We start from the raw sequence: 22,733 nt of genomic DNA, 5'->3' as shown, positions 1-22,733 counted from the left end.
GAGAACACGAATGAGAACAATCACTCGAACGCTCATGGCAGCCGGACTGGTGGCGCCGCTTCTCGCCTCCGTTCCGGCGGCCGCCCAGCAGCCGGCCGGCCCGGCTGACGAACTGAGGGGGCTTTGGCTGACCACCGCCTATCCCGAGATGGCGATCAGGCCGGGTGAGACGGAGTCCGTCCCGCTCACCCTGCGCAACGAGAAGCTGCCGCCGCAGCGCGCGGCCATCGACGTCTCCGGCGTGCCGGATGGCTGGAAATGGTCACTGAAGGGCGGCGGCAAGGATGTGACCGCCGCCATCGTCGCGCCGGATTCCACCGAAAGCCTGACGCTGGAGCTGACGCCGCCCGAAAACGCGCCCGCCGAGGGCGACCACGCGATCGAGATCCATGCCCGAACGGGATCGGAAACGATCACGCTGCCGCTCGTCGTGCGGCTGTCGCAGGCTGAGGACGAGGCCTCCGGCCTCTCGCTCGAACCGGAGCTGCCGGCCCTGCGCGGCACGGCGCGCTCCACCTTCTCCTTCAAGATCGAGGTCAAGAACGAGGGGGCCGAGGACGGCCTGTTCAACCTCGCGGCCAATGTGCCGAACGGTTTCCAGACCCGCTTCAAGAAAGGCTACGGCTCGGAGGAGATCACCGGCGTGCCCGTCGCGGCGGGCGCGAGCGAGACCGTCACCATGGAGGTGATCCCGTCGCGCTCCGTCGAGGCCGGCCGCTATCCCGTCGGCTTCGAGGTCAGCGGCGAGGGCCAGTCTGCCGCGACGGAACTGAGCCTCGAGGTGACGGGCGAGCCCGAGATCCAGATCTCCGGCCCGCAGGAGCGCCTTTCGGGCGAGGCGGTCGCCGGCAGGGAGTCGAGCTTCACCTTCACGCTGACCAATACGGGCAGCGCGCCGGCCACCGACCTCGAACTGTCGGCGACCCCGCCCTCCGGCTGGAACGTCGAATTCGAACCGAAGGACATCGCGGCGCTGGCGCCGAACGCCACGGCTGAGGTCAACGTGAAGATCACGCCCTCCGAGCAGGCGATCGCCGGCGACTACATGGTCACGGTGCGCGCCTCCGGCGGCCCCGTATCGCAGGATGTGCAGTTCCGCGTCACCGTCAGGACCTCCACGCTCTGGGGTGCGGCCGGCCTCGGCGTGATCGCCGCCGCGGTCCTGGTCCTCGGCGGCGCAGTCTTGAGGTACGGGCGGCGATGAGCACGGTCGTTCTCGAAGCGAAGGGGCTTGCCAAGCGTTACGGCGATGCGGTCGCCGTCGACGGCATCGACCTGTCGGTCAACCAGGGCGAGGTCATCGGCCTGCTCGGACCCAACGGCGCCGGCAAGACCACCACGATCCTGATGCTCCTCGGGTTGACGGAGGCGAGCGAAGGCAGCGTGCGCATCCTCGGAAGGGACCCGCTGCGCCAGCCGCTGGAGGTCAAGCGCGAGGTCGGCTACCTGCCGGACGCCATCGGCTTCTACGACACCATGACGGGCCGGGAGAATCTCGCCTATACCGCGCGCCTGTCGGGCATGTCCCGCGACCTTGCGAAGGAGCGGATCGCGGCCGCGCTGGAAAAAGTGCGGCTGACGGAAGCGGCGGACCGGCCCGTCGCCACCTATTCGCGCGGCATGCGCCAGCGGCTCGGCATCGCCGAGCTGCTGATGCGCGACTGCAAGGTCGCGATCCTCGACGAGCCGACCTCCGGCCTCGATCCGCAATCGACGCAGGAACTGCTCGACCTGATTGCGGAGCTGTCGCGGGGCGGCATGACCATTCTGCTGTCCTCGCACATGCTCGACGTGGTGCAGTCGGTCTGCCATCGCGTGGCGCTCTTCAACCGGGGGCGGATCGGCTTCTTCGGCACCATCGAGGAACTGGCGGCGAGGATCGGCCGCGGCTCCTTCGTCATCGACGTGGAGGCGGAGGGGATCGATCTTGCGAAGGCCGCCGCGTCGGCCGACGGCGTGACCTCCGTCATGCCCGGCGAGGACGGCCACTGGCAGGTCGAGGCGATACGGGATGTCCGTCCCGAGATCGCCCGCCTCGTCGTCCAGGCGGGCGGATCGCTGAAGAACCTCGACCTGCGCCGGGCCCGGCTCGACCAAGCCTACAACCGCTATTTCAGGGAGGTCGCAAATGCGGCGTGAAGGGTCTCCGCTCAAGGGTGTCGGCACGGTGGCGCTGAAGGAGGCGGCCGATCACATGACGAGCGCGCGCATGCATCTCATCATGCTGCTGGTGCTGCTCACCGCCATCGGCGCGGTCTACGGTGCGATCGACCGCATCCGCGCCACCACCGCCGAGGACGCCTACCTGTTCCTCAAGCTGTTCACGGTGGCGCGCGAGCCGCTGCCCTCGTTCGCCGCCTTCCTCGGCTTCCTCCTGCCGCTGGTGGCGATCACGCTCGGCTTCGATGCGATCAACGGCGAATTCAACCGCCGCACGATGAGCCGGCTTCTCGCCCAGCCGATCTATCGCGACGCGGTGCTGTTCGGCAAGTTCCTCGGCGGGCTTCTCGTCATCGCGATCGCGCTGCTGACGCTGTGGCTGCTGATGACGGGGCTCGGCATGCTGTTCCTCGGCCTGCCGCCCTCGGGCGCCGACATCGTGCGCGGCGCCTTCTGGCTTGCCGCCACGCTCGCCTATGCCGGCGTGTGGCTGGCGCTGGCGATCGCCTTCTCGACCGTGATCCGCTCGCCGGCCACATCCGCGCTCGCGGCGCTTTCGGTGTGGCTGGTGTTCACCGTCTTCTGGGGCATGATCGCCCCGTTGATCGCGGGCATCGTCGCGCCGGTGGACCCGCTCGACCCGATGACGGTCCTCAGCCAGTTCGAATGGCGCCAGGCGATCGCGCGGGTGTCGCCGCAGACGCTCTACGGCGAGACGACCGCGCTGCTGCTCGATCCGGCCGCCCGCTCCGTCGGCCCGCTCTTCCTGCACCAGCTTCAGGGTGCGGTGATCGGCGCGCCGCTTCCCACGCTGGAGAGCCTGCTGATCGTCTGGCCGCAGCTGTCCGGCCTCGTGGCGGCGATGCTGGTGCTGTTCACGATCGCCTATGTCGTGTTCCAGCGGCAGGAGGTCCGCGCATGACCGGGGCCCCCGCGCGTGCGATCACGCGCGGGGCTTCTTCCGCGGGAGGAGGAAAGTGAAAGGGAGGAAAGAATGAAACGCTTCGAGGAACCTGTCGTCCTGCTGATCGGCCTCGGCTTTCCGGCGCGCATCGAAAGCGTCCCCGAGGCCTATGGCCTGCTTCTGGATTGGCCGCATGCCGGCCGCAACGCCAGCCTTGAGATCGCATTGAATGCCTGCAAGGCCGGCATGGCAGGCGAGGTCGAACCCGAGACCGTCGCCGCAGCCCTCGCCGAATTCGCCAGGCGCAACGACATCCTGATCGAGGATCCCGCGTTGCAGGCGGCCGGACGTGGCCGGTCTTCCCCGATCGTGCCGATGCGGCCGGCGCCCATTCTCGGTTGAACGTCGCAAAAGCATCGTTCCTGCATGAAGGGCGGCCCTGCGCCGCCCTTCATGCCTATGCGCCTGCGGCGTTGCCGTCCGGATGGCGGGAGCGGTATTCCGTTCCCGGAAGGCGCCTTCATGCCCATGAAAAAGGCCCGCCCTTGGACGGGCGGGCCCGGATGACCGGATGGGACCGGATCGCCTTCAGAAGTCCATGCCGGGGCCGGCCGGCACGGCCGGGGCGGCTTCCTTCTTCGGCTTTTCGGCGATCATGGCTTCGGTCGTCACCAGCAGGCCGGCGACGGAGGCGGCGTCCTGAAGCGCGGTGCGCACGACCTTGACCGGGTCGATAACGCCCTGGGCATAGAGGTCGCCGTATTCGCCCGTCTGCGCGTTCCAGCCATAGGAGAAGTCGGTCTTCTCGCGCAGTTTGCCGACGATGATCGAGCCTTCGGCGCCCGCGTTCTCGGCGATCTGGCGCACCGGCGCCTCGATCGCGCGGCGCACGATGTCGATGCCGACGCGCTGGTCGTCGTTTTCGGTCTTCAGGCCGTCGAGCGCCTTGACGGCACGCAGCAGGGCGACGCCGCCGCCCGGCAGGATGCCTTCCTCGACCGCAGCGCGGGTCGCATGCAGGGCATCGTCGACGCGGTCCTTCTTCTCCTTCACCTCGACTTCCGTCGAGCCGCCGACGCGGATGACGGCGACGCCGCCGGCGAGCTTGGCCAGGCGCTCCTGCAGCTTCTCGCGGTCGTAGTCGGAGGTGGTCTCCTCGATCTGCGCGCGGATCTGGGTGACGCGACCGTCGATCTCGGCCTTCGAGCCGGCGCCGTCGATGATGGTCGTGTTCTCCTTCTCGATGGCGACCTTCTTGGCGCGGCCCAGCATGTTGAGCGTGACGTTCTCCAGCTTGATGCCGAGGTCTTCGGAGATGACCGTGCCGCCCGTCAGGATGGCGATGTCCTCCAGCATGGCCTTGCGGCGGTCGCCGAAGCCCGGGGCCTTGACGGCGGCGATCTTCAGGCCGCCGCGCAGCTTGTTGACGACGAGCGTCGCCAGCGCTTCGCCCTCGACGTCCTCGGCGATGATGAGGAGCGGCTTGCCGGACTGCACGACGGCTTCAAGCACCGGCAGCATGGACTGGAGGTTCGAGAGCTTCTTCTCGTGGACGAGGATATAGGGGTCTTCGAGCTCGACCCGCATCTTGTCGGCATTGGTCACGAAGTAGGGCGAGAGGTAGCCGCGGTCGAACTGCATGCCTTCGACGACTTCGAGTTCGGTCTCGGCGGTCTTGGCTTCCTCGACCGTGATGACGCCTTCGTTGCCCACCTTCTCCATCGCCTCGGCGAGGTAGCGGCCGATCTCCGAATCGCCGTTGGCGGAAATCGTGCCGACCTGGGCAATCTCGGAATTGTGGGAGATCTTGCGGGCGTTGCTCTTCAGTTCCTTGACGACGGCGTCGACGGCAAGGTCGATGCCGCGCTTCAGGTCCATCGGGTTCATGCCGGAAGCAACGGCCTTGGCGCCTTCCTTGACGATCGCCTGGGCGAGAACGGTCGCCGTCGTCGTGCCGTCGCCGGCAAGGTCGTTGGTCTTCGAGGCGACTTCGCGCAGCATCTGCGCGCCCATGTTCTCGAACTTGTCTTCCAGCTCGATCTCCTTGGCAACGGAAACGCCGTCCTTGGTGATGCGCGGCGCGCCGAAGGACTTGTCGATGACGACGTTGCGGCCCTTCGGGCCGAGGGTGACCTTCACCGCATTGGCGAGGATGTCGACGCCGCGCAGCATCTTCTCACGGGCATCGGTGTGGAATTTGACTTCTTTCGCAGCCATTGTTCACTCCATCATAGGCAGCTGGTTATGACTGAAAAACGGACGCCTCAGGCGGCTTGCTTCTGTTCGGCCTGGGCTTCGATCACGCCCATGACGTCGGATTCCTTCATGATCAGGTAATCCTCGCCATCGATCTTGATCTCGGTGCCGGACCACTTGCCGAAGAGGACGCGGTCGCCCGCCTTGACATCGAGCGCCACGATCTGTCCCTGCTCGTTGCGCGCGCCGGGGCCGACGGCGACCACCTCGCCTTCCTGCGGCTTTTCCTTGGCGGTGTCGGGGATGATGATGCCCCCCTTGGTCCTTTCCTCGGACTCGAGGCGGCGAACGACGATGCGATCATGCAGCGGTCGGAACTTCATGTTTTCCTCCATGGACAAACAGGATGTTTGGAACCCCCTTCATTCGGACCGGATGACCAGTCCGGAACGAGGTGCCGAACCTTCATCGAAGCGTTCGGCGGCAATGATCTGGTTTGCGCCTTTTTCGATTTCAAGAGGGTGGCGAAGAAAAATCAGCACTCGCCGAAGGCGGCTGCTAACACGCTGTAAAGGAACAAGAAAACCGGATTCCACGTTCAATTTTCCATTGATGGCCGCAAAAAATGCGGTCATCCTCGGACCGTCCTGAAACGGAGATGAAGCATGCGATTTTCATCGGATCTGGAACGCCAGCTCAACGGCTACGGCCTCACCACCGCCCATATCCTCTACCGGATTCCCGACTTCGAATCCGTCCTGCAGACCTATGTGTGGCAGGACTACGATCTCGCGCCCGATTTTCCGGAGATGCACAGGTTCCTGGATTTCTGGCAGAGCAACCTCGAAGGGCCGCTGCATTCCGTCCGCTATACCCACCGGCGCCTGATCGGGCCGAACGAATGGCGGCGCGTCGAGGGAGAGTTCAAGCTGCACTGACGCCGGAGGACGCGGAGCGCGTGGGCGCTGCACGAGCCCGCGCGTTGCCATGGCCGCGACCGGTCAAGTGCCGCCTTCCTCGATCTTCGGGAGAAACCAGGCGAGCAGCCCGGCGAGCGGAAGGAAGGAGCAGATGGTGTAGACGGTCTCGACGCCGTACCGGTCGGCGAGGATCCCGAGGAGCGCGGCGGCAATGCCGCCAAGGCCGAAGTTCAATCCGTAGAACAGCCCGCCGATCAGCCCGATGCGGTGAGGCAGAAGCTCGATCGCGTAGATCAGTATCGAAGCGAAGGCGCTCGCCATGATCAGGTTGATCAGCACCGTCAGGACGCCGGTCCAGAACAGGTCGACGTGAGGCAGGATCAGCGTCAGGGGGAGCGGCCCCAGGACGGAGATCCAGATGATCCGATAGCGTCCGATCCGGTCGCCGACGATCCCGCCGACTAGCGCCCCCGCGGCCGAGGCCAGGAGGAAGATGAACAGCATCATCTGCGCCGAGGGGATCGAGAGGCCGAACTTCTCCATGAGGTAGAACGTGTAGAACGACCGGAAGCTCTCTCCGTAGGCATTCTTGACGAACATCAGCAGCGTCAGGACCACCAGCCCGACGCCGATCGTCACGGGCGCATGGCGGACGGCGGCGCCCTCCTTCCTGCCATTCGCCCGCATTGCCGCGAACTCGGCGCTGATCTGACGCTGCTTGCTGCCGATCCAGACGAGAAGCATCATCGCCAGCAGCGCCAGGACGGCGAACCAGGCGAGGCTTGCCTGCCCCCACGGCACGAGGATCAGCGCGGCGAAGACCGGGCCGAGCGCGCCGCCTGCCTGACCGCCGACCTGGAAGAGCCCCTGCGCCAGCCCCTGCCGGCCGCCGGCCGCGTAACGCGCCATGCGTGTGGCCTCGGGATGGAAGATCGACGACCCGATGCCGATCAGGGCGACCGAGACGAGGATCACCGCATAGCTGTGCGCGAAAGCCAGGCTGACCAGACCCGAAAGCGTGAACATCATTCCCACCACCGGCGAATAGGGGGCGGGATGCTTGTCCGTCACCATGCCGATCGCCGGCTGCAGCAGCGAGCCCGCGATCTGGAACGTCATGGTGATCATGCCGATCTGGACGAAATCGAGGGCATAGGCGTCCTTCAGGATCGGATAGGCCGCCGGGATGAGCGACTGCATCAGATCGTTGAGGAGGTGCGTAAGGCCGAGGACGACCAGAACGGCGAGGTAGGTCCTGGAACGCGTCGTGGTGGGGATGGCGGTTGTCATGTCTGTTTCCGTGACCGTCCGGATGCCACGGCGGAAGGTCCGCGGTTTCACCCGCGAACCTCACGCATCATGGTCGTCTCGGATGGGGAGCTTGCTCAGAGCGGGCGGACGTTTTCCGCCTTCGTCTTGCCGGTCTTGCGATCCTGGCCGATGTCGTAGTCGACCTTCGTGCCGTCTCGCAGCGGTCCGCCGCTCTGCACGGCCGATACATGGACAAAAACGTCTGCCCCGCCATTGTCGGGGGTGATGAAGCCGAAGCCCTTGTCCTGGTTGAAAAACTTAACAGTGCCGGTTGCCATGTCGTCCTCGTGATCTGGGCGGCGTTCGCGCCGCCGATGGAGCTTATGCATCGACTTGCGGCGGTGCAACCGTTTATCCGCAAGGATGTCCGCTGCGCGCCACATGCCCATGGCGCGCCGGGTGTATCGATCGAGGAGACCGCCCGCCTCGGCAGGGTCGGGCGGCGGTCTGCATTCAGGCGCTCATGCGCGGCGGCGTGGACGACCCGGAGCGCTGCCAGACCGGCGGCAATGCCTGAACGGGCAGGCCCGCCTCGAGGCAGGCGGCGACGAAGGCCTCGCGCGCGATGGCGACGGGGGTCTGCCGAAGGAGAGCGGCGCGGCACTTCTCGCAGGCGCGCTTGTATCGCTCGCCGCGCCGAAGCGGCCATTCGTGTTCCAGGAAATCGAGGGTGTCGGTGACGCTGTCGAAGGTGCGGCTGAGACCGTTGGACAGGTTTACATGAAGGGGCGTCGAAAAGAATACGTCGGCCAGCATCGATATCCTCCTTTCAAAAGACATCTGGCCTATTCGATATGGGCTGCGCGCGTGCCGGTTCAAGGCCTGCCGGACGGTGCCGGAAGGCGAGGGGGATATGCCTGTGCCGGAACGTCAGTGGCCGGGCGCGTCGTCGTCGGCCGCCGTCGTGTCGGAGACCTTGTCGAACGCCTCGCGCCAGCGCGCCACCAGGTCGAGGTAGGCGCTGTCGGCGAACTTTTCGGCGAGGCGGTGCTGCTGGCGGAGCGTGAGGCGCACCGTCGCGCGGCCGAAGCGGTCGGCCGGCACCGTAAACCGATGGGGCTCGACCTTCTTGTCCAGCGCCGCAAGCACGGCCTTGCGCAGGATTGGCAGATCGGGACGGGCGAACTGATCGTACAGCGCCTGGAAGCGGACGTGGTCCTCGATGTCGAAATCCCTGTCCGCCCCCATGCCGTCCATGACCGGATTGGCCGGATGGAGATAGCCGAGCGGCATCAGATGATCCGGGATCGGGACGTTGGCCGAATGGGTGCGGCCCGATTTCAGCAGCTGCGGCAGAAGATGGGTGTGGGGGCCGGGCGGCGAGACCCCGCCGGTATCCGGCCCGCCGATCTTCTGGAACACCTCGACGCGGCCGATGCGCGTCAGCGCGACCCGGTGCGGGTGGGCCTTCAGGATGGCGCCCCCCGCCGGGTTGGCGGGATCGAACAGGCTTCGCCCGGCATTCTCGCGCAGTATGGCGAGGAGGGCCGGATCGTCGGCGCGGATGCAGAAATCGCATTGCGGCAGGGCAAGCCCCATGTCGAAGAGGATCGCCGTGCGGTCGGCGGGGCGCACGGCATCCTCGTCCGGCCCGAGCTCGGTGAGGACATCGCGCCTGCTTCCGGCGGCATCCCCGGCGGGCAGGCAGAGCGCCAGGGCATGGCTCCAGCGGTGCGGCTTCGGGCTCAGCGTCTCGTAGGCGACGGGCTCGATCCTCCCGACCATCCCGGCATCGAGGCGGATGGCGCCGCGCCGGGTCGCCCGCACGAAGAGCGCCGGCGCATCGGCGTCGAGCGGCTCGCCCTTGTCCTGGTGGAATTCCGCGACGGCGCCGAAGGAGCCCATGCTCCAGCCGGCTTTCTCGTCGGCAAGGTGGTCTTGCAGCACGTCCCGCAGGTCAGCCATGTTCATTTTTCTCCTTCCGCGACAGGTCGACGGGTTGCACGATGAGGCCGCCGGCGGCGGCGCCTATGAAGGCCTCGACCTTGTAGACCTCTTCCAGGGTCCCGGCGGTCAGCACGGCCTCGGGCGGGCCTTCTGCGACGGCGCGGCCCTCGCGCAGCAGGAGCAGGCGGTCGCACCAGCGTCCGGCGAGCGTCAGGTCGTGCATCGAGGCGATGACGATCCTGCCTTCCTCCGCCAGCTCCCTGAAAAGCCGCATGAGCGCGATCTGATGCTGCGGGTCGAGCCCGGCCAGCGGCTCGTCGGCAAGCAGAACCGGCGTTTCCTGCGCGAGCGCACGGGCGATGAGGACGCGCGCGCGCTCGCCGCCGGAAAGGCTCGTGACGGCGCGATGGCGGAAGGCGGAAAGGTCCATGCGGGCGAGGGCGGCTTCCGTCGCCGCCCGGTCGCGATCCGAGGCAGCGGCAAAGCGCGCGTGATGCGGCAGCCGGCCGAGCGCCACCACGGCCTCCACGCTCATCGCCCAGGCGGTCTCGCGCTCCTGCGGCAGGTAGGCGAGATGGCGGGCGCGTTCGGATGCTCTGAGGGCCGCAAGGTCGAGGCCGTCGAGACGGACCGCGCCGCTTGCCGGAACGAGGCCGAGGCAGGCGCGCAGGAAGGTCGACTTGCCCGCCCCGTTCGGGCCGATGAGGCCGGTGAAGCTGCCCTTGGCGAGCGTGAGCGACACGCCGTCCACCACCCTCCTGCCGGAAAGCGCGGCCGACAGGTTCTCGATCGCAAGCACGCTCACAGCACCTTCCTCCTGTGCGTCCAGACGAGCCAGAAGAAGAAGGGAGCGCCGACGATCGCCGTCAGGACGCCGAGCTTGATGTCGCGGTCCGGCGCGATGACGCGCACGAGGATATCGGCGGCCAGCAGCAGCGCCGCGCCGCCGAGGGCGCTGGCCGGAAGAAGCCGCGAAGGCTGCGCGCCGACGAAGGAACGCAGCACGTGCGGCACCACGAGGCCGACGAAGCCGATGGCGCCCGTGACGGCGGTGGCGGCGCCCACCGAGAGCGCCGTGCCGGCGATCGCCAGCCGCTGCACGCGCCCGAGGTCGATGCCCATGCTCGCGGCGGCATCGGGGCCGAGCGTCAGCGCGTCGAGCGCCCGGCCGAGGCGGAACAGCAGCAGCCAGCCGGCCGCCGTGAAGGGCAGCACCAGCCAGACATGCGGCATCGAGCGATCCGTGAGCGAGCCGAGCATCCAGAACATGATCTCCATCGCCGCGAAGGGATTGGGCGACAGGTTCAGCACCAGCGACGTCATCGCGCCGGCGAGGCTGGAGATCGCGACGCCGGTGAGGATGACGGTGAGGGGCCGGCCGTCGGAGCCCGCCATCGCCTGCAGCACGAAGACGGCCAGCATCGCGCCGGCCAGCGCCAGGAGCGGCAGGGCAAGCGCGAAAAGCGCCGAAAGCCCCGTATAGATGGCGATCACCGCGCCCAGCGAGGCCGAGGCGCTGACGCCGATCAGCCCCGGTTCGGCGAGCGGGTTGCGAAGGTACCCCTGGAGCGCCGCCCCCGAAAGACCGAGCGTCGCCCCGACGATGAGGCCGAGCAGCGCGCGGGGCAGGCGGATCTCCTGCATCACCAGAACCAGCAATTCCTCGCCGCCGCCGAAGAGCGCGCGAAGGCTGTCCGCAAGCGTGACGTTTGCCGGACCGACGGTGAGCGAGAAGGCAAAGAGCACGAGGGCCGCTGCCGCGAGAATGGCGAGGGTTGCGGCGTAGCGGGAACGGGTCGTCATGGCCTGCCTTCCCCGGCCCGGCGCGCGGCGTCCTGCAGGGCGCGGGCGGCTTCCAGGGTGAACGGGCCGCCGCAGACGGTCAGCCGGCTTTCAAGCGGCGCCTCGGCCGTTTCCCTCGCAAGCGCGCGATAGGCGGGATGGGTGAAGTTCTGGTCGGCGAGCGCCGGCTTGTCCTGTCGTGCGCGTCCGCCGGCCAGCAACTCGGGATCGGAAAGGACCAGCAGTTCGAGCGGCAGGCGTGCGGTTCCCGCCATGCCCAATGTCTCGGCGATGTTCTCCAGGCCCGTGCGCTTCACCACTTCGGAAACGAGCGTGCCGGCGCCGGCCGTATAGCTGTTGGCGAAATAGAGCGCGGTGCGCAGCCGTGGCGGCCTGGCGGATTCGAGTGCCGCGATCTCGGCATCCATGCCGGCGATCAGCGCCTCGGCCCGCGCCGGGTTGCCGATCAGGCCGCCCATGCGCCGGAGGTTCGCGCGGACATCGTCGAAAGACGCTTCCGGCTGGAACTCCTCCACCCGGAAGCCGAGCCGGCGCAGCAGCGACACGGTGGTGCGCGTCGTATAGGTGCCGGCAAGCACCAGATCGGGCTTCATCAGGAAGATTTCCTCCGCCAGCCCGTGGTTGACGACATAGGCGCCGGCCTCCTCAGCCATCGCCGAGGCGCCGGCATCGCGTGCGAGGTAGGAGACCGAATGAAGCTGGCCCTGCCTTGCGACGAGCATGGCCAGCTGGTCCGTGCAGACGTTCATCGAGACGACGCGCTGCGGAAAGGCGTCGGCGCACGTCGTCCCCGGCCAGAGGAGGCCGGCAAGGACGATCGCATGCCAACGCTTCCCATGCATCAGAAGGTCGCCTTCAGTCCGGCGAAGGCCGTCAGGCCCGGCGTGTTGAAACCGTAGATTTCCTGATAGTCGCGGTCGAAGAGGTTGTCGATCCGGCCGAAGACCTCGACCGTGTCGTTGACCTTGAAGCTGCCGCCGACATTGACGACCGTATATCCTCCGAGCGTCACCCGCGGCGGAACGAAGGTGGCGAAGACGCTGTCCTGCATCTTGCCATTGAACACCGCCTCGGCAAACACCCGCGCCCGGTCCTCGTGGAAGACATAGGCCGCGCTCAGGGAGCCCGCATGGCGGGGCCGGCGGACTTCCTGGAGACGCGCGCCCCCGGCAACCGTCTGCTCCGTGGCATGCGTATAGGTATAGGAGGCCGTCGCCGTGAAGCCGTTGAAGAAATCGACCGTCGCCGAGACCTCGACGCCCCTGCGCCGGCTTTCGCCATCGCGGTTGACGGGCGTCGCCATGAAGTTCGAATCGTAGACGGTTGCGATCTCGTTCTTCAGGTTCTGGTTGAAGTAGGTGACGTCGACGACGAGCCCGCCGTCGAACAGGCTCTTTTCCACGCCGATGTCCCAGCCGAGGCTTTCCTCCGGCTTGAGGTTCGGGTTGCCGACGAAGGTGCTGGGGAAATAGCCGAACTGCTCGTAGAAGGTCGGGTTGGTGACGGCGGTGCCGATGGAGGCGTGCAGGCGCGTCCCGGCGTTCGGGATCTGCCAGGCGGCGCTCATCGTCCAGGTCACGGCGTCGTCGAAGGCGTCGTTCCAGTCCTGCCGCACGCCGCCGTTCAGATAGAACTGATCGGAGAACTCGCCGCGATATTCGCCGATCAGCGAATGGGTGTTGCGGCTGAAGGTCTCCGTGAGGTGTGACGGCGAGAAGGTCTCGCGCTGCCATTCGTAGCCGGCGGTCAGCTGGTGAACCTGGTTTTCCAGCTCGTCATAGCGGTAGGAGGCCTGGTAGGTGGCGTTGTAGCGGTTGCCGTCGTTCCAGCTGTCGCCGGTGGCCGCCGAATGGTTGAAGCGGGAGATGTCGTTGCCCGAGAAACGCGCCTTCTGCGTCAGCGCGCCATCGAGCGCCGTGTTGGTGAGGCCGAGGGAGCCGTAGAATTCGCGGCTTCTGGTGTAGTCCTCCGCATCGTAGGTCATCGCCGTGTCGTAGTCCTGCGGATCGAGATCGCTGCGGCGGTTGACGTAGCGCAACGTGCCGTCGACGGTCGTATCGGGCGAGACGTCCACCGTGAACTTGCCGTTCAGCGTGCCGTTGCGGTCGCCGTCGTCTTCCGCGCCGATGTCCGAGATGTTGAAGCCGCCCGTGCGCCTGAGGGCGCCGGACAGCGAATAGTCGAAATTCTCGCCGCCGCCGCGCGTGGAGAATGCACCCATCCAGGTCCCGTCGGTGCCGACTTCGGTCCGCGCGGTGGAGCGCACGGAATTGCGCTCGCCCCGCTTGGTGATGATGTTGATGACGCCCGACATGGCGTTCGCGCCCCAGAAGGTGCTCTGCGGTCCGCGCAGGACCTCGATGCGCTCGATGTCGTCGGCGATCAGGCTGCCGAAATCGAATTCGCCCTGGGCGTTGTCGTTGGCCTCGACGCCGTCGATCATCACCAGCACGTGGTTGCCCTCGGCGCCCCGCACGCGGACCTGCGTCAGGCCGCCATAGGAGCCCGTTCGCGACACGGCGAAGCCCGGCACCATCCGCAGGGCGTCCGCCACGTAGCGGACCTGGTTCTTCTCGATCTGCTCGCCGGTAACGACGGTGACGGCACGGCCGGACTTCCTGAGCTCCACCGGGGTCAGGCCGTCGGTGATCACGATCTCGTCGAGCTCGGTGGGCGCCTGGTCCTGCGCAAGGACGGGCTGACACAATGCGATGGCGAGCAGGGAGCCCCCTGCCAGATAGTTCCTCATCTTTCCCCCATGGCAGGACGCGCCTGCACAGCTTTCCACCGCGGGCTGAGGAGGATTCATGGGGAGCGGGCGCTTCCATCAACCGTCCGCCGATGCGGCGACATCTTCGACAATGTCACCGCTACGGACGGCCGCGCCCGGACACTCCCCGTATCCCGGCATGGGTGACCGGCACAGGCAGGTCTCCTGACTTCCGCGTCATCGCTCTCCCCGCCTTCCCGCGCCTCGGCGCAGTGGCATCATGGGGCAAGCTCGGCGGTTACAGTTGCGGGGGCAGTCACGGTTTCGGCCCCTGATGGGTAGTCCTCACCGTGTTCCCTTTTCATCCGTCATGCTGACGGAACCTGTTCCGTGATCGAAGTCTATCGGCGCTCCCGAACCCGGGTCAAGAGACGCTGCACTCTACCCACAGGCCCGTTCAGGCCGTTGGCGCGGGCGCTGCTTGACTCATCTATAGCTCTTCGGTTATGGGTTTGATCGATAACCGCAGAGCTATGGGTTTCAATGCCGGACGCGCACGACATCCTCTTCAGAACGCTCGCCGACCCGACGCGGCGGGCCATCTTCGAGCGGCTTTGCCTCGAAGGGGAGCAGACGGTCCGGGCTTTGACCGATCGGGCCGGGGTCTCGCAGCCGGCCGTATCGAAGCACCTCGGCGTGTTGAAACAGGCCGGGCTGGTCATCGACCGCCATGAAGGCCGCCAGACCCATTATCGGGCGCAGCTTGGCGCGCTGGCCCCTCTGGTCGGCTGGGCGAACGAGATGGCCGGCTTCTGGGAGAACCGGCTCGACAGCCTGGAGGACTTGCTGAAAAGGATGGACCAATGAATGCTGCCCCTGCGCAAAGGCGCTCTGTCGTCATCGAACGCGAGATCGCCCATCCGCCGGAAAAGGTCTGGCGCGCGCTCACCCAGCCGCACCTCATGGAGGAATGGCTGATGAGGAACGACTTCAGCCCGGTCGTGGGCCACCGTTTCCGCCTTCACGGCGACTGGGGCGGCGTGCTGGACTGCGAGGTCCTCGTCGTCGAGCCGAATAGGACGCTCTCCTACACCTGGAATTTCGCGCATGACGATCCGGCGTTCGATCTGCGGAGCGTCGTGACCTTCACGCTTGCGCCCACGGACGGAGGAACGCGCCTGCGCGTGGAGCAGGAAGGTTTCCGGCCGGAGCAGAAGCAGGCTTTCGGCGGCGCGAAGCAAGGCTGGCAACGGTTCCTTGAAAACCTGGAGCAGATCCTGGCGCGAATGCCCGGCATCGAGAGCAAGTAGGCTGGAAAGCGATCATGAACATTCTCCTTTGGGTTCTTCAAGTCCTCCTTGCGCTGCATACCGCCGTCGGGGCGGCATGGAAGCTTTTCAATTCCGAGCAGGCCGTACCGTCCCTGAAGGCCATTCCGCACGGAATCTGGCTGGGGATGAGCGCCGTCGAGGTGCTTTGCGCCCTCGGCCTGGTCCTTGCCGGATTCCATAGGCCGCTGGCCTTTCTGGTGCCGTTCGCGGCGATCGTCGTGGCTGCGGAAATGCTGCTCTTTTGCGGCGTGCATATCGCTTCCGGCGACAGGAGCTACGGCCCGATGGTCTATTGGCTCGTGGTTGTGGCCATATGCGCCTTCATCGCCTACGGCAGGCTTGTGCTGAAACCCTTGTGAGTGTTTGATCGACCGGAACTGACAGCTTGATGGAGGTGGATGCGATGGTGGGCAAGAAACCGTCGAAGGGCGGCAAAGCCGCGGGGCCGCGCCAGGCGACGCCGAAGCCCGGCGAGATCGTCCTTCTGTCCGGCGGCAATCCCCAGATACCAAAGGGATACGGCGACGGTCCCGTTAAGGCCTATATCGCCGCCATGCCCGGCTGGAAGAGCGACCTCGGACGCCGCCTGGACGCGCTGATCGAGCGCGAGGTTCCCGGCGTGAGGAAGGCGGTCAAATGGAACTCGCCGTTCTACGGGGTGGAGGACGACGTCTGGTTCCTGAGCTTCCACTGTTTCACGAAATACGTGAAGGTCACCTTTTTCCGCGGCACGTCGCTCACGCCTCCGCCCCCCGGCAAATCCAAGCATCCCGAGGTGCGCTACCTCGACGTCCACGAGGGCCAGCTCGATGAGGCGCAGTTCGCGCAATGGGTGAAGCAGGCAAGCGGATTGCCGGGCGAACGAATGTAGGCAGGCCGCCTCGCGGCGCAGCTCGAGCAGGTCGAAGGGCTAGCTGCGCACAGGTTGGACGGCCGGGCGATGTGCCGGCTCGCGGCCGTGCAGCCAGCCGTCGAGCGCCTTGGCTGCCGCGTAGGCCTGCACCACGATCTGCGGCACGAGGTCGATGTCCGGCAGGCTGCCGAGGCCGAGCGGCCCCATCGCGAAAAGCGCCTCGAACCGCTCCTCGTCCACGATCGCCCGCCCGCTGCGGTCGACGAATATGCCGAGATCCAGCTCGTCGCGCCGGACCAGGTCCGCAAGGAGCAGGGAGCGGTACAGGGGCGAATCGAGGTCGGTCGGACGAATGCGACAGTCGATCGTGCGGTCCGCCTGCAGAACCTGCAGGCCCGTGCCGGAGGAAAGCAGCACGCCGTTCGTCGCGATGCGCTCCACCTTGCCCTTGCGCACGGTGATCGCGCCATCGGCGATCGCCTGCCGCAGGCGCTCGTACTGCCCGGGGGGCAGGCGGTTGCGGTGGCTGTCGTAGATCGGCTTGACGTGGCGCTTGAAGCGGCGGCGCTCTTCCGGCGTCAGCGATTGCCAGAGGTCCCGCGCGCGCAGGCGGAAATCGTTCATGATGCCCTGCCAGCCGGTGCCTTCCAGCGCAGCCCTGTTCGCGGCCTCCCTGAGGTGGCGGAAGGCGCCGCGAAGGGTGTTGGGGAATGGCCGGTCGGACGCGACGGACCCGACCGCCGAAGGCGCATGCGGCTGCGGCAGGAAGCCGGATGCTGAGATCAGCGTGACATGGGAGGCCTCTCCCGCCGCGAGCAGCCGCAGCGCCCGGTCGACGGCGTGGACGCCGCCGCCGATCACCACCGCTTCCCCCTTTGCGCCGTCGCCCGACCTGCTGCCGGCTTCCTCGCGCAGGCCATAGCCGGTCGCCAGGAACACGGCGTCGAAGCGGGCCTTTTCCCCCTCGCCGGAGGTCACCGAAAAGCCGCCTTTCGGGGTCCGGTCGATCGCGGCCACGCTGTCGGCGCGCACCTGAACCATGACGTCGGTGCGTTGCCGCAGGGCTTCGGAGAAACGCTGGTAGACGTAGGCGCTGAAGACCTCGCCCGGCACGAAGGCATGGTCGACGTTGCCGCCCGCATCCTGCTCGCCGTTGCGCCACGCGTCGTTCGTTTCGAGCCACTGCCGGAAATCCTCGCGCGCGGCCGGATCGACCGACAGGTCGCGCACACGGCTGTTCAGCAATGTGGATGCCGGCCGGCCGATGGCCTCCCCGCCGTCGATCTTGGGATGGGGATCGTACATGACGAGATGGAAGGGGTGGGCGAACGCCTTGAGCAGCGCGATCGCCGTCATGAGGCCGGTAAAGCCGCGGCCGACGATCGCGATCCTGGCAAGGGTGCCGGCGTCCTGCGGCTGCGGGGAGAAGGGGGCGGGCACGAGCGTCATCAACCGGTTCCTTTCCTGCGCTGCGTCAGGCGGTTTCCAAAAGCGCGCCGGTCAAGGCGCGCCGTGACAGGGTGTTGTCTACTAAAACAATAGAATTCACCGTCCCAAATCAAGCCCTGTTTCGGACAATCCCCATGCGCCGGCGCAGCCGGCGGCACCGCGGCAGGCCTTCATTGCGGCTGAAGCGCCTGTTCGTAGATCCTTGTCGACCGGGTTCCCGAACGGCAATAGCCCAGGATCGGCCTGGGCAGGTCGGCAAGGGCCTCGATCATGCCGGCAACGGCTCCGTCCGTGAGCCCTGTCGACGGGACCGGGATATGCCGCACCTCGATGCCGAGCTCGGCCGCGCGGGCGGCAACGGAGGAGAATTCGGGCTGGTCGGCCTGCTCGTGATCGGGTCGGTGGCAGACGATGGACCTGAAGCCCAGCAGGCTGACGACATCGACGTCCTCCGGCCCGATCTGCGGGGAGACCGAATAGTCGTCATCGATCTTGCGGATGTCCATGCTTGTCTTCCTTTCGATTGCTTGAGCGAAGCGGATGCGGCCCTTGCGCCGCAGACCCTAGAGAAAGCCGAGTGCCCGCACGGACAGGCTGAGCCACAGGGCCGCGGAGACGAGTGCGACGGCGACGGCGGCCCCGACCACAAACCAGACCAGTTCGCTAGATTGTTTCAAATCCCATGCTCCCGGCGGATCGACAGCCTGCCTTCAGGCGCCAACGTCGTTCAGGTCGCAGAACGATGTCTCCACCGCATGGCGCGCGCCGATCGGCGAGGCGGTATGCCCGGCCGGAGCCCGGGTGTCGACATGGCGTTCTCCGTTTTGGCCGATAATTCTCTATAAAAATCATCGATTAAAGGAAAAACACGCTATTTTCGCCTTGCCCGAGGGAAAGATCGCCCTTGGATCCGGCGCGGTCCGGTGAGTCCGCTGGAAAGGCGCATTCGAACCGCTCTTGTCCGCATCCCAGTCCTGCGGCCTCTCAGATAACGGAGGCGTTTCCGCGATATTGCGCGAATTTCCGCTCGTGGCGGACGGGCTGCTCATTCTATTGGAGGAAAGATTCTTGGAAAGATTTATCTCCTTGAGCATCGTTCGCGCATTTATTACCCAATTCATCATTGAAACGCGAAACACAGGCCGCGGGCCGGGAGACTTCCATGAACACTGCAATGAACATGATGCCGATGATGAACGCCATGATGGGCGGCATGGGCCAGCCGATGATGTCGCCGATGATGATGAACGGCATGATGCCGATGATGGGCGGCATGCCCATGATGATGCCGATGCCCATGCCGATGATGATGGGCATGATGACCTGCAAGATGACCGACACCGGCATGGTCTGCGAGATGAAGCCGATGGACGGCATGGACCAGGCCATGTTCATGGAATGCTGCAAGCGCATGATGGCCATGATGAACGGCGGCATGCCGATGATGATGATGTGCGGCGGCATGATGATGTGCTGCACGATGGCCGCCTGAAGGGCCCGGCACAACGAGAGCTTCGAGGCCTCCCTGCGGGAGGCCTTTTCATATGTGGATGACTTCCCTGTAGGTCGAGACGAGATAGATGGTTGCCGGATTGCCCGTCATGTTGCGATAGACGTGCGGCACGTCCGCCTCGAAGACGAGCGCGTCGCCCTCGCCGAGAATGTAGGGCTGCTTGCCGACGACGACCTCGACGGTTCCCTGCGCGACGACGAGGTTCTCGACGGTGCCGTGGCGGTGGGCCTCGGCGCGTTCGGCATGATGGGGCGCCAGATGCAGCTCGTAGAATTCCACCGTGCGGTCGCCGTCGTAGGGAAAGAGCGCCCGCGTCTCGAATTTCCCGTCGCTCGACGACAATGTCTTTGACGCCGCGCGGGTGAGCAGCACCGTCGTCGGCTCGTCCTCCTCGATGATCAGCGAGCCGCAGGTGACGTCGAGGGCGGCGGCGATCTTGGCGAGGATGCTGAGCGTCGGGCTGCTCTTGCCGGTTTCGATCTGCCCCAGCATGGCCCGGCTGACGCCGGAGACCTTCGCAAGCCGGTCGAGCGAATAGCCGCGCCGCGTCCTCAGCCGGCGCAGGTTCTGCCCGGTCCGCACGCAGATCGCTTCCGACGGGTCCGCAACAGGTTCCTGGTCGAGCCTGGCGACAGCGTCACTGCGCATGGACCCACGGGCTCGCGACGACCGGGAAGAAGGTCCAGACCGGAACCCACATCATCATCGGCTGCATGCCGGCGAGGGGCATTGCGGTCTGCGGCGCCGGAGGAGGTGCGGATGCCTTGCGGCGTGCATCGCGGTAGGCCTGGAAATCGACGATCTTCGCACTCTCGGCTGCCATGAATATCCCCTGCGTGATTGTCTACAAGAATTATGTGCTTCTCGCCGGTTTGGAAGGCAGGCCGCCTCAAAAGTGGCGGCGTGGCGGGAAAAGTTTTTCCTTTTGCAAGGCCGGTGACGAAACGGGGCAGGGGCCGGGCGACGAAGGTGCGGCCGGTCCCGTGAGGCGCAGGAACGGCCCGCGCTGCGGCCTGGCGCCGGAGCGCGGGCCGTCCGCATAGGAGAAAAAACTACGCGCGCCGCGAAGGTTGGAATGGGCGCCCTCGAAAGAGTGTGAAATCTATAGATTATGTATTCTAACAGGTTTCAACCCAGGGGAACGCCATGAAGGTTTCGCGCCGCCTTTTCTCGACCGCTCTCGCCGCCGTGCTTGCCTTGCCGCTCCTGGGCGACGGGCCTGCCTGGGCCGCCGACAAGGAGGTCCGGATCGGCTACCAGAAGTACGGTACGCTCGTGCTGCTCAAGGGCAAGGGCCTTCTCGAGGAGAAGCTGGAGAAGATCGGCTATACGGTGACGTGGACGGAGTTCCCCGCCGGCCCGCAGCTGCTCGAAGCGCTCAATGTCGGCGCCGTCGATTTCGGCACGACCGGCGAAACGCCGCCGATCTTCGCGCAGGCCGCCGGCGCGCCGCTCGTCTATATCGCGCACGAGCCGCCCGCGGCGCGCGGCGAGGCGATCCTCGTGCCCAAGGACAGCCCCATCAAGACGGTGGCGGATCTCAAGGGCAAGACGGTCGCGCTCAACAAGGGCTCGAACGTGCACTATCTGCTCGTAAAGGCATTGGAGGAAGCCGGCCTCAGGTATAGCGACGTCAAGACCTCCTTCCTGCCGCCCGCCGATGCGCGCGCCGCCTTCGAGCAGGGCGCCGTCGATGCCTGGGTGATCTGGGATCCCTTCCAGGCCGCGGCCGAAGTGGCGATCGAGGCCCGCGAGCTGCGCAACGGCGAGGGCATCGTGCCGAACCATCAGTTCTATCTCGGTGCGAAGGCCTTCGTGGAAAACAATCCCGAGGCCGTCGACGTGGTGATCGAGGCCGTGGCCGAGATCGACGAATGGGCGAAGGCCAACACGGCCGCCGCCGCGGCCGAGCTGGCGCCCTCCGTCGGCATTCCCGAAGACGTGCTCGCGGTCGCGCTGGAGCGCCAGTCCTACGGCGTCAAGGCGATCGACGAAAGCGTCGTGAAGCAGCAGCAGGCGATCGCCGACACGTTCTTCGACCTCGGCCTGATCCCCGAGAAGATCTCGATCGCGGATGTCGTGCGCAAGGGTGGTGCCTGATGGCGGAGACGTCGGTGGCCGGTTATGCTACCGGCGAAACCCGTAAAACGAACCTGAAGGGCCTGGGAAGCGCGCTTGCGCCCTGGGCTCTTCCCCTCGCGCTTCTCATCGTGTGGGAGATCGCGGCGCGGACCGGTCTGGTGACCGCCCGACTCATGCCGGCCCCGACGACCATCGTCGCCGCGTTCTGGCGCTCGCTGCTGGACGGCTCGCTCATTTTCCATACGCTCGCCTCCACGCAGCGCGCGCTGATCGGCCTTGTCATCGGCGGAGGGCTCGGCTTCGTCGCGGGGGTCGTCAACGGGCTCTGGCGGCCGGCCGAGACCCTGTTCGACAGCACGCTCCAGATGGTGCGCAACATCCCGCATCTGGCGCTCATCCCGCTCGTCATCCTCTGGTTCGGCATCGGCGAGACGGCCAAGATCTTTCTCGTTTCGATCGGCGTCTTCTTCCCGATCTACATCAACACCTTCTACGGCGTGCGCACCATAGACCCGCAGCTCGTCGAGATGGCTTCCGTCTACGGGCTCGACCGCAAGGCGCTGATCCGGCGGATCATCCTGCCAGGCGCGCTGCCCTCGATCCTCGTCGGCCTGCGCTATGCGCTCGGCTTCATGTGGCTGACGCTCATCGTCGCCGAAACGATCTCCGCCACCAACGGCATCGGCTACATGACGATGAACGCACGGGAGTTCCTGCAGACCGACGTCGTGCTGCTCGGCATCATCGTCTACGCCCTTCTCGGCAAGCTTGCGGATGTCGCGACCCGCGCGATCGAAAGGCGCGTGCTGGTCTGGCACCCCGCCTATCAGGCAAAGCAGGGAGGCGAGCAATGAGCCTTGCCGATTTCTACGTGCCGGAAAGCGCGGGCGGCCTGCCGGTCTCGCTCGCCCGGGTCGAAAAGTCCTTCGGCGCGCTCAATGTCCTTTCAAACTTCAACCTCGAGGTTCCGGCCGGGCAATTTCTCGCCGTCGTCGGCCGGTCGGGCGGCGGCAAGTCGACGCTGATGCGCCTCATCGCCGGCCTCGATACGGCGAGCAGCGGCCGCGTCAGCATCGGCGGGCGCAAGGTCGAGCGTCTCCATCCTTCCGTGCGCCTGCTGTTCCAGGAGGCGCGCCTCGTGCCCTGGCAGCGCGTCGTCGAGAATGTCGGCATCGCCCGCGGCCCGAACTGGCAGGAGAAGGCGAGGGGCACGCTCGCCGATGTCGGGCTCGAGGGCCGGGAGGGCGACTGGCCGAGCGTGCTCTCCGGCGGCCAGCGGCAGCGCGTGGCGCTTGCCCGTGCCCTGGTCAGCGAGCCGCAGATCCTCCTGCTCGACGAACCCTTCGGCGCGCTGGACGCGCTGACGCGCATCGAGATGCACCGCCTGCTGGAACGGATATGGACAGGCCGCGGCTTCACCACCGTGCTGATCACCCACGACGTCGCGGAAGCCGTGGCGCTCGCCGATCGGGTCGTGGTGCTGCGGGACGGCGCCATCGCGCTCGACATCAAGATCGATCTCGACCGTCCGCGGCAGGAGCTCGCCGACCCGCGGGCCGTCGATCTCCAACGACAGATCCTGGACGCGGTGTAGAGCCATCGGGCGAACGCCTG

28 protein-coding genes and 1 riboswitch are annotated in these 22,733 nt (G+C 66.4%); of the genes, 12 read left to right on the top strand and 16 right to left on the bottom strand.

The window, feature by feature from the left end:
* Positions 1–10 precede the first annotated feature (10 nt).
* From ACIIOY_RS01225 to ACIIOY_RS01210, 4 genes are all read left to right on the top strand, one after another.
* Positions 11–1,204 (top strand): COG1470 family protein, encoded by a 1,194-nt coding sequence (locus ACIIOY_RS01225; RefSeq protein ID WP_411032779.1) that lies wholly within the window; start codon positions 11–13, stop codon positions 1,202–1,204.
* Positions 1,201–2,139, top strand: a complete 939-nt coding sequence (locus tag ACIIOY_RS01220) for an ABC transporter ATP-binding protein (RefSeq protein WP_411032778.1) — start codon at positions 1,201–1,203, stop codon at positions 2,137–2,139. The genes ACIIOY_RS01225 and ACIIOY_RS01220 overlap by 4 nt, the downstream gene beginning before the upstream one ends.
* Positions 2,129–3,082, top strand: a complete 954-nt coding sequence (locus tag ACIIOY_RS01215) for an ABC transporter permease (protein WP_411032777.1) — start codon at positions 2,129–2,131, stop codon at positions 3,080–3,082. The genes ACIIOY_RS01220 and ACIIOY_RS01215 overlap by 11 nt, the downstream gene beginning before the upstream one ends.
* Positions 3,083–3,154: 72 nt before the next feature.
* A complete protein-coding gene (locus ACIIOY_RS01210) occupies positions 3,155–3,466 on the top strand; it encodes a DUF982 domain-containing protein (protein ID WP_411032776.1) in 312 nt (103 codons plus the stop codon).
* 186 nt (positions 3,467–3,652) lie between these two features.
* Here the strand turns inward: ACIIOY_RS01210 and groL are convergent, their stop codons facing one another.
* Genes groL through ACIIOY_RS01195 form a run of 3 tightly spaced genes read right to left on the bottom strand, consistent with a single transcriptional unit; the run spans position 3,653 to position 5,895 of the window.
* Complete coding sequence (gene groL / locus ACIIOY_RS01205; RefSeq protein ID WP_411032775.1) at positions 3,653–5,281, bottom strand: chaperonin GroEL; 1,629 nt, start codon at positions 5,279–5,281, stop codon at positions 3,653–3,655.
* Positions 5,282–5,328: 47 nt separating this feature from the next.
* Positions 5,329–5,643 carry a co-chaperone GroES gene (gene groES, locus ACIIOY_RS01200; protein ID WP_411032774.1) on the bottom strand — a complete coding sequence of 105 codons (315 nt, stop codon included), beginning with the start codon at positions 5,641–5,643 and terminating at the stop codon, positions 5,329–5,331.
* A 39-nt stretch (positions 5,644–5,682) separates the two neighbouring features.
* Positions 5,683–5,895: a hypothetical protein gene (locus tag ACIIOY_RS01195; protein ID WP_411032773.1), complete on the bottom strand. Its 213-nt coding sequence runs from the start codon at positions 5,893–5,895 to the stop codon at positions 5,683–5,685.
* A 30-nt stretch (positions 5,896–5,925) separates the two neighbouring features.
* Between ACIIOY_RS01195 and ACIIOY_RS01190 the strand changes: the two genes are divergently transcribed.
* Positions 5,926–6,198, top strand: a complete 273-nt coding sequence (locus ACIIOY_RS01190; RefSeq protein WP_411032772.1) for an usg protein — start codon at positions 5,926–5,928, stop codon at positions 6,196–6,198.
* A gap of 63 nt (positions 6,199–6,261) precedes the next feature.
* On the opposite strand, the gene ACIIOY_RS01185 is transcribed toward ACIIOY_RS01190, so the two are convergent.
* The 8 genes from ACIIOY_RS01185 to ACIIOY_RS01150 all read right to left on the bottom strand — a co-directional run bounded on the left by ACIIOY_RS01185 (position 6,262) and on the right by ACIIOY_RS01150 (position 13,930).
* On the bottom strand, positions 6,262–7,470 hold the full coding sequence (locus ACIIOY_RS01185) for an MFS transporter (protein WP_411032771.1): 1,209 nt from the start codon (positions 7,468–7,470) through the stop codon (positions 6,262–6,264).
* Between the two features lie 95 nt (positions 7,471–7,565).
* Complete coding sequence (locus tag ACIIOY_RS01180) at positions 7,566–7,769, bottom strand: cold-shock protein (RefSeq protein WP_411033043.1); 204 nt, start codon at positions 7,767–7,769, stop codon at positions 7,566–7,568.
* A gap of 175 nt (positions 7,770–7,944) precedes the next feature.
* Entirely contained in the window at positions 7,945–8,247 is a 303-nt protein-coding gene (locus tag ACIIOY_RS01175) for a DUF982 domain-containing protein (RefSeq protein WP_411032770.1), read from the bottom strand.
* Positions 8,248–8,361: 114 nt separating this feature from the next.
* Positions 8,362–9,396, bottom strand: coding sequence for a DUF6925 family protein (locus ACIIOY_RS01170; RefSeq protein ID WP_411032769.1), 1,035 nt, complete (start codon positions 9,394–9,396; stop codon positions 8,362–8,364).
* Positions 9,389–10,183, bottom strand: a complete 795-nt coding sequence (locus ACIIOY_RS01165) for an ABC transporter ATP-binding protein (RefSeq protein ID WP_411032768.1) — start codon at positions 10,181–10,183, stop codon at positions 9,389–9,391. The genes ACIIOY_RS01170 and ACIIOY_RS01165 overlap by 8 nt, the downstream gene beginning before the upstream one ends.
* On the bottom strand, positions 10,180–11,181 hold the full coding sequence (locus tag ACIIOY_RS01160; RefSeq protein ID WP_411032767.1) for a FecCD family ABC transporter permease: 1,002 nt from the start codon (positions 11,179–11,181) through the stop codon (positions 10,180–10,182). Before ACIIOY_RS01160 ends, ACIIOY_RS01165 begins: the two co-directional genes overlap by 4 nt.
* Positions 11,178–12,023: an ABC transporter substrate-binding protein gene (locus tag ACIIOY_RS01155; protein WP_411032766.1), complete on the bottom strand. Its 846-nt coding sequence runs from the start codon at positions 12,021–12,023 to the stop codon at positions 11,178–11,180. Before ACIIOY_RS01155 ends, ACIIOY_RS01160 begins: the two co-directional genes overlap by 4 nt.
* Entirely contained in the window at positions 12,023–13,930 is a 1,908-nt protein-coding gene (locus ACIIOY_RS01150) for a TonB-dependent receptor plug domain-containing protein (protein WP_411032765.1), read from the bottom strand. Before ACIIOY_RS01150 ends, ACIIOY_RS01155 begins: the two co-directional genes overlap by 1 nt.
* 159 nt (positions 13,931–14,089) lie before the next feature.
* A riboswitch (cobalamin riboswitch) is annotated at positions 14,090–14,293 on the bottom strand.
* 141 nt (positions 14,294–14,434) lie between these two features.
* On the opposite strand from ACIIOY_RS01150, the gene ACIIOY_RS01145 reads away from it, so the two are divergent.
* Genes ACIIOY_RS01145 through ACIIOY_RS01130 form a run of 4 tightly spaced genes read left to right on the top strand, consistent with a single transcriptional unit; the run spans position 14,435 to position 16,093 of the window.
* On the top strand, positions 14,435–14,758 hold the full coding sequence (locus ACIIOY_RS01145; protein ID WP_411032764.1) for an ArsR/SmtB family transcription factor: 324 nt from the start codon (positions 14,435–14,437) through the stop codon (positions 14,756–14,758).
* On the top strand, positions 14,755–15,201 hold the full coding sequence (locus tag ACIIOY_RS01140) for an SRPBCC family protein (protein ID WP_411032763.1): 447 nt from the start codon (positions 14,755–14,757) through the stop codon (positions 15,199–15,201). Before ACIIOY_RS01145 ends, ACIIOY_RS01140 begins: the two co-directional genes overlap by 4 nt.
* Positions 15,202–15,215: 14 nt before the next feature.
* Positions 15,216–15,581 carry a DoxX family protein gene (locus tag ACIIOY_RS01135; RefSeq protein ID WP_411032762.1) on the top strand — a complete coding sequence of 122 codons (366 nt, stop codon included), beginning with the start codon at positions 15,216–15,218 and terminating at the stop codon, positions 15,579–15,581.
* A 44-nt stretch (positions 15,582–15,625) separates the two neighbouring features.
* Positions 15,626–16,093 carry a DUF1801 domain-containing protein gene (locus ACIIOY_RS01130; RefSeq protein ID WP_411032761.1) on the top strand — a complete coding sequence of 156 codons (468 nt, stop codon included), beginning with the start codon at positions 15,626–15,628 and terminating at the stop codon, positions 16,091–16,093.
* A gap of 39 nt (positions 16,094–16,132) precedes the next feature.
* Here the strand turns inward: ACIIOY_RS01130 and ACIIOY_RS01125 are convergent, their stop codons facing one another.
* The 5 genes from ACIIOY_RS01125 to ACIIOY_RS01105 form a co-directional block, all read right to left on the bottom strand.
* Positions 16,133–17,524 (bottom strand): FAD/NAD(P)-binding protein, encoded by a 1,392-nt coding sequence (locus ACIIOY_RS01125; protein WP_411032760.1) that lies wholly within the window; start codon positions 17,522–17,524, stop codon positions 16,133–16,135.
* A gap of 170 nt (positions 17,525–17,694) precedes the next feature.
* Positions 17,695–18,030, bottom strand: a complete 336-nt coding sequence (locus ACIIOY_RS01120) for a protein tyrosine phosphatase family protein (protein WP_411032759.1) — start codon at positions 18,028–18,030, stop codon at positions 17,695–17,697.
* A gap of 544 nt (positions 18,031–18,574) precedes the next feature.
* The gene (locus tag ACIIOY_RS01115; protein ID WP_411032758.1) at positions 18,575–19,003 is read right to left on the bottom strand and encodes a hypothetical protein; all 429 of its coding nucleotides are present in this window, start codon (positions 19,001–19,003) and stop codon (positions 18,575–18,577) included.
* Between the two features lie 61 nt (positions 19,004–19,064).
* Positions 19,065–19,685, bottom strand: a complete 621-nt coding sequence (locus tag ACIIOY_RS01110; RefSeq protein WP_411032757.1) for a helix-turn-helix domain-containing protein — start codon at positions 19,683–19,685, stop codon at positions 19,065–19,067.
* The gene (locus tag ACIIOY_RS01105; RefSeq protein ID WP_411032756.1) at positions 19,675–19,860 is read right to left on the bottom strand and encodes a hypothetical protein; all 186 of its coding nucleotides are present in this window, start codon (positions 19,858–19,860) and stop codon (positions 19,675–19,677) included. Before ACIIOY_RS01105 ends, ACIIOY_RS01110 begins: the two co-directional genes overlap by 11 nt.
* 323 nt (positions 19,861–20,183) lie before the next feature.
* On the opposite strand from ACIIOY_RS01105, the gene ACIIOY_RS01100 reads away from it, so the two are divergent.
* Genes ACIIOY_RS01100 through ACIIOY_RS01090 form a run of 3 tightly spaced genes read left to right on the top strand, consistent with a single transcriptional unit; the run spans position 20,184 to position 22,713 of the window.
* Positions 20,184–21,137 carry a sulfonate ABC transporter substrate-binding protein gene (locus ACIIOY_RS01100; RefSeq protein WP_411032755.1) on the top strand — a complete coding sequence of 318 codons (954 nt, stop codon included), beginning with the start codon at positions 20,184–20,186 and terminating at the stop codon, positions 21,135–21,137.
* Positions 21,137–21,973 carry an ABC transporter permease subunit gene (locus ACIIOY_RS01095; RefSeq protein WP_411032754.1) on the top strand — a complete coding sequence of 279 codons (837 nt, stop codon included), beginning with the start codon at positions 21,137–21,139 and terminating at the stop codon, positions 21,971–21,973. The genes ACIIOY_RS01100 and ACIIOY_RS01095 overlap by 1 nt, the downstream gene beginning before the upstream one ends.
* On the top strand, positions 21,970–22,713 hold the full coding sequence (locus tag ACIIOY_RS01090; protein WP_411032753.1) for an ABC transporter ATP-binding protein: 744 nt from the start codon (positions 21,970–21,972) through the stop codon (positions 22,711–22,713). The genes ACIIOY_RS01095 and ACIIOY_RS01090 overlap by 4 nt, the downstream gene beginning before the upstream one ends.
* Positions 22,714–22,733: the final 20 nt, after the last annotated feature.

It is taken from the genome of Shinella agrisoli (genome assembly GCF_046557955.1).
Taxonomy (GTDB): Bacteria; Pseudomonadota; Alphaproteobacteria; order Rhizobiales; family Rhizobiaceae; genus Shinella.
This window is presented reverse-complemented; position numbering and strand designations above follow the sequence as displayed.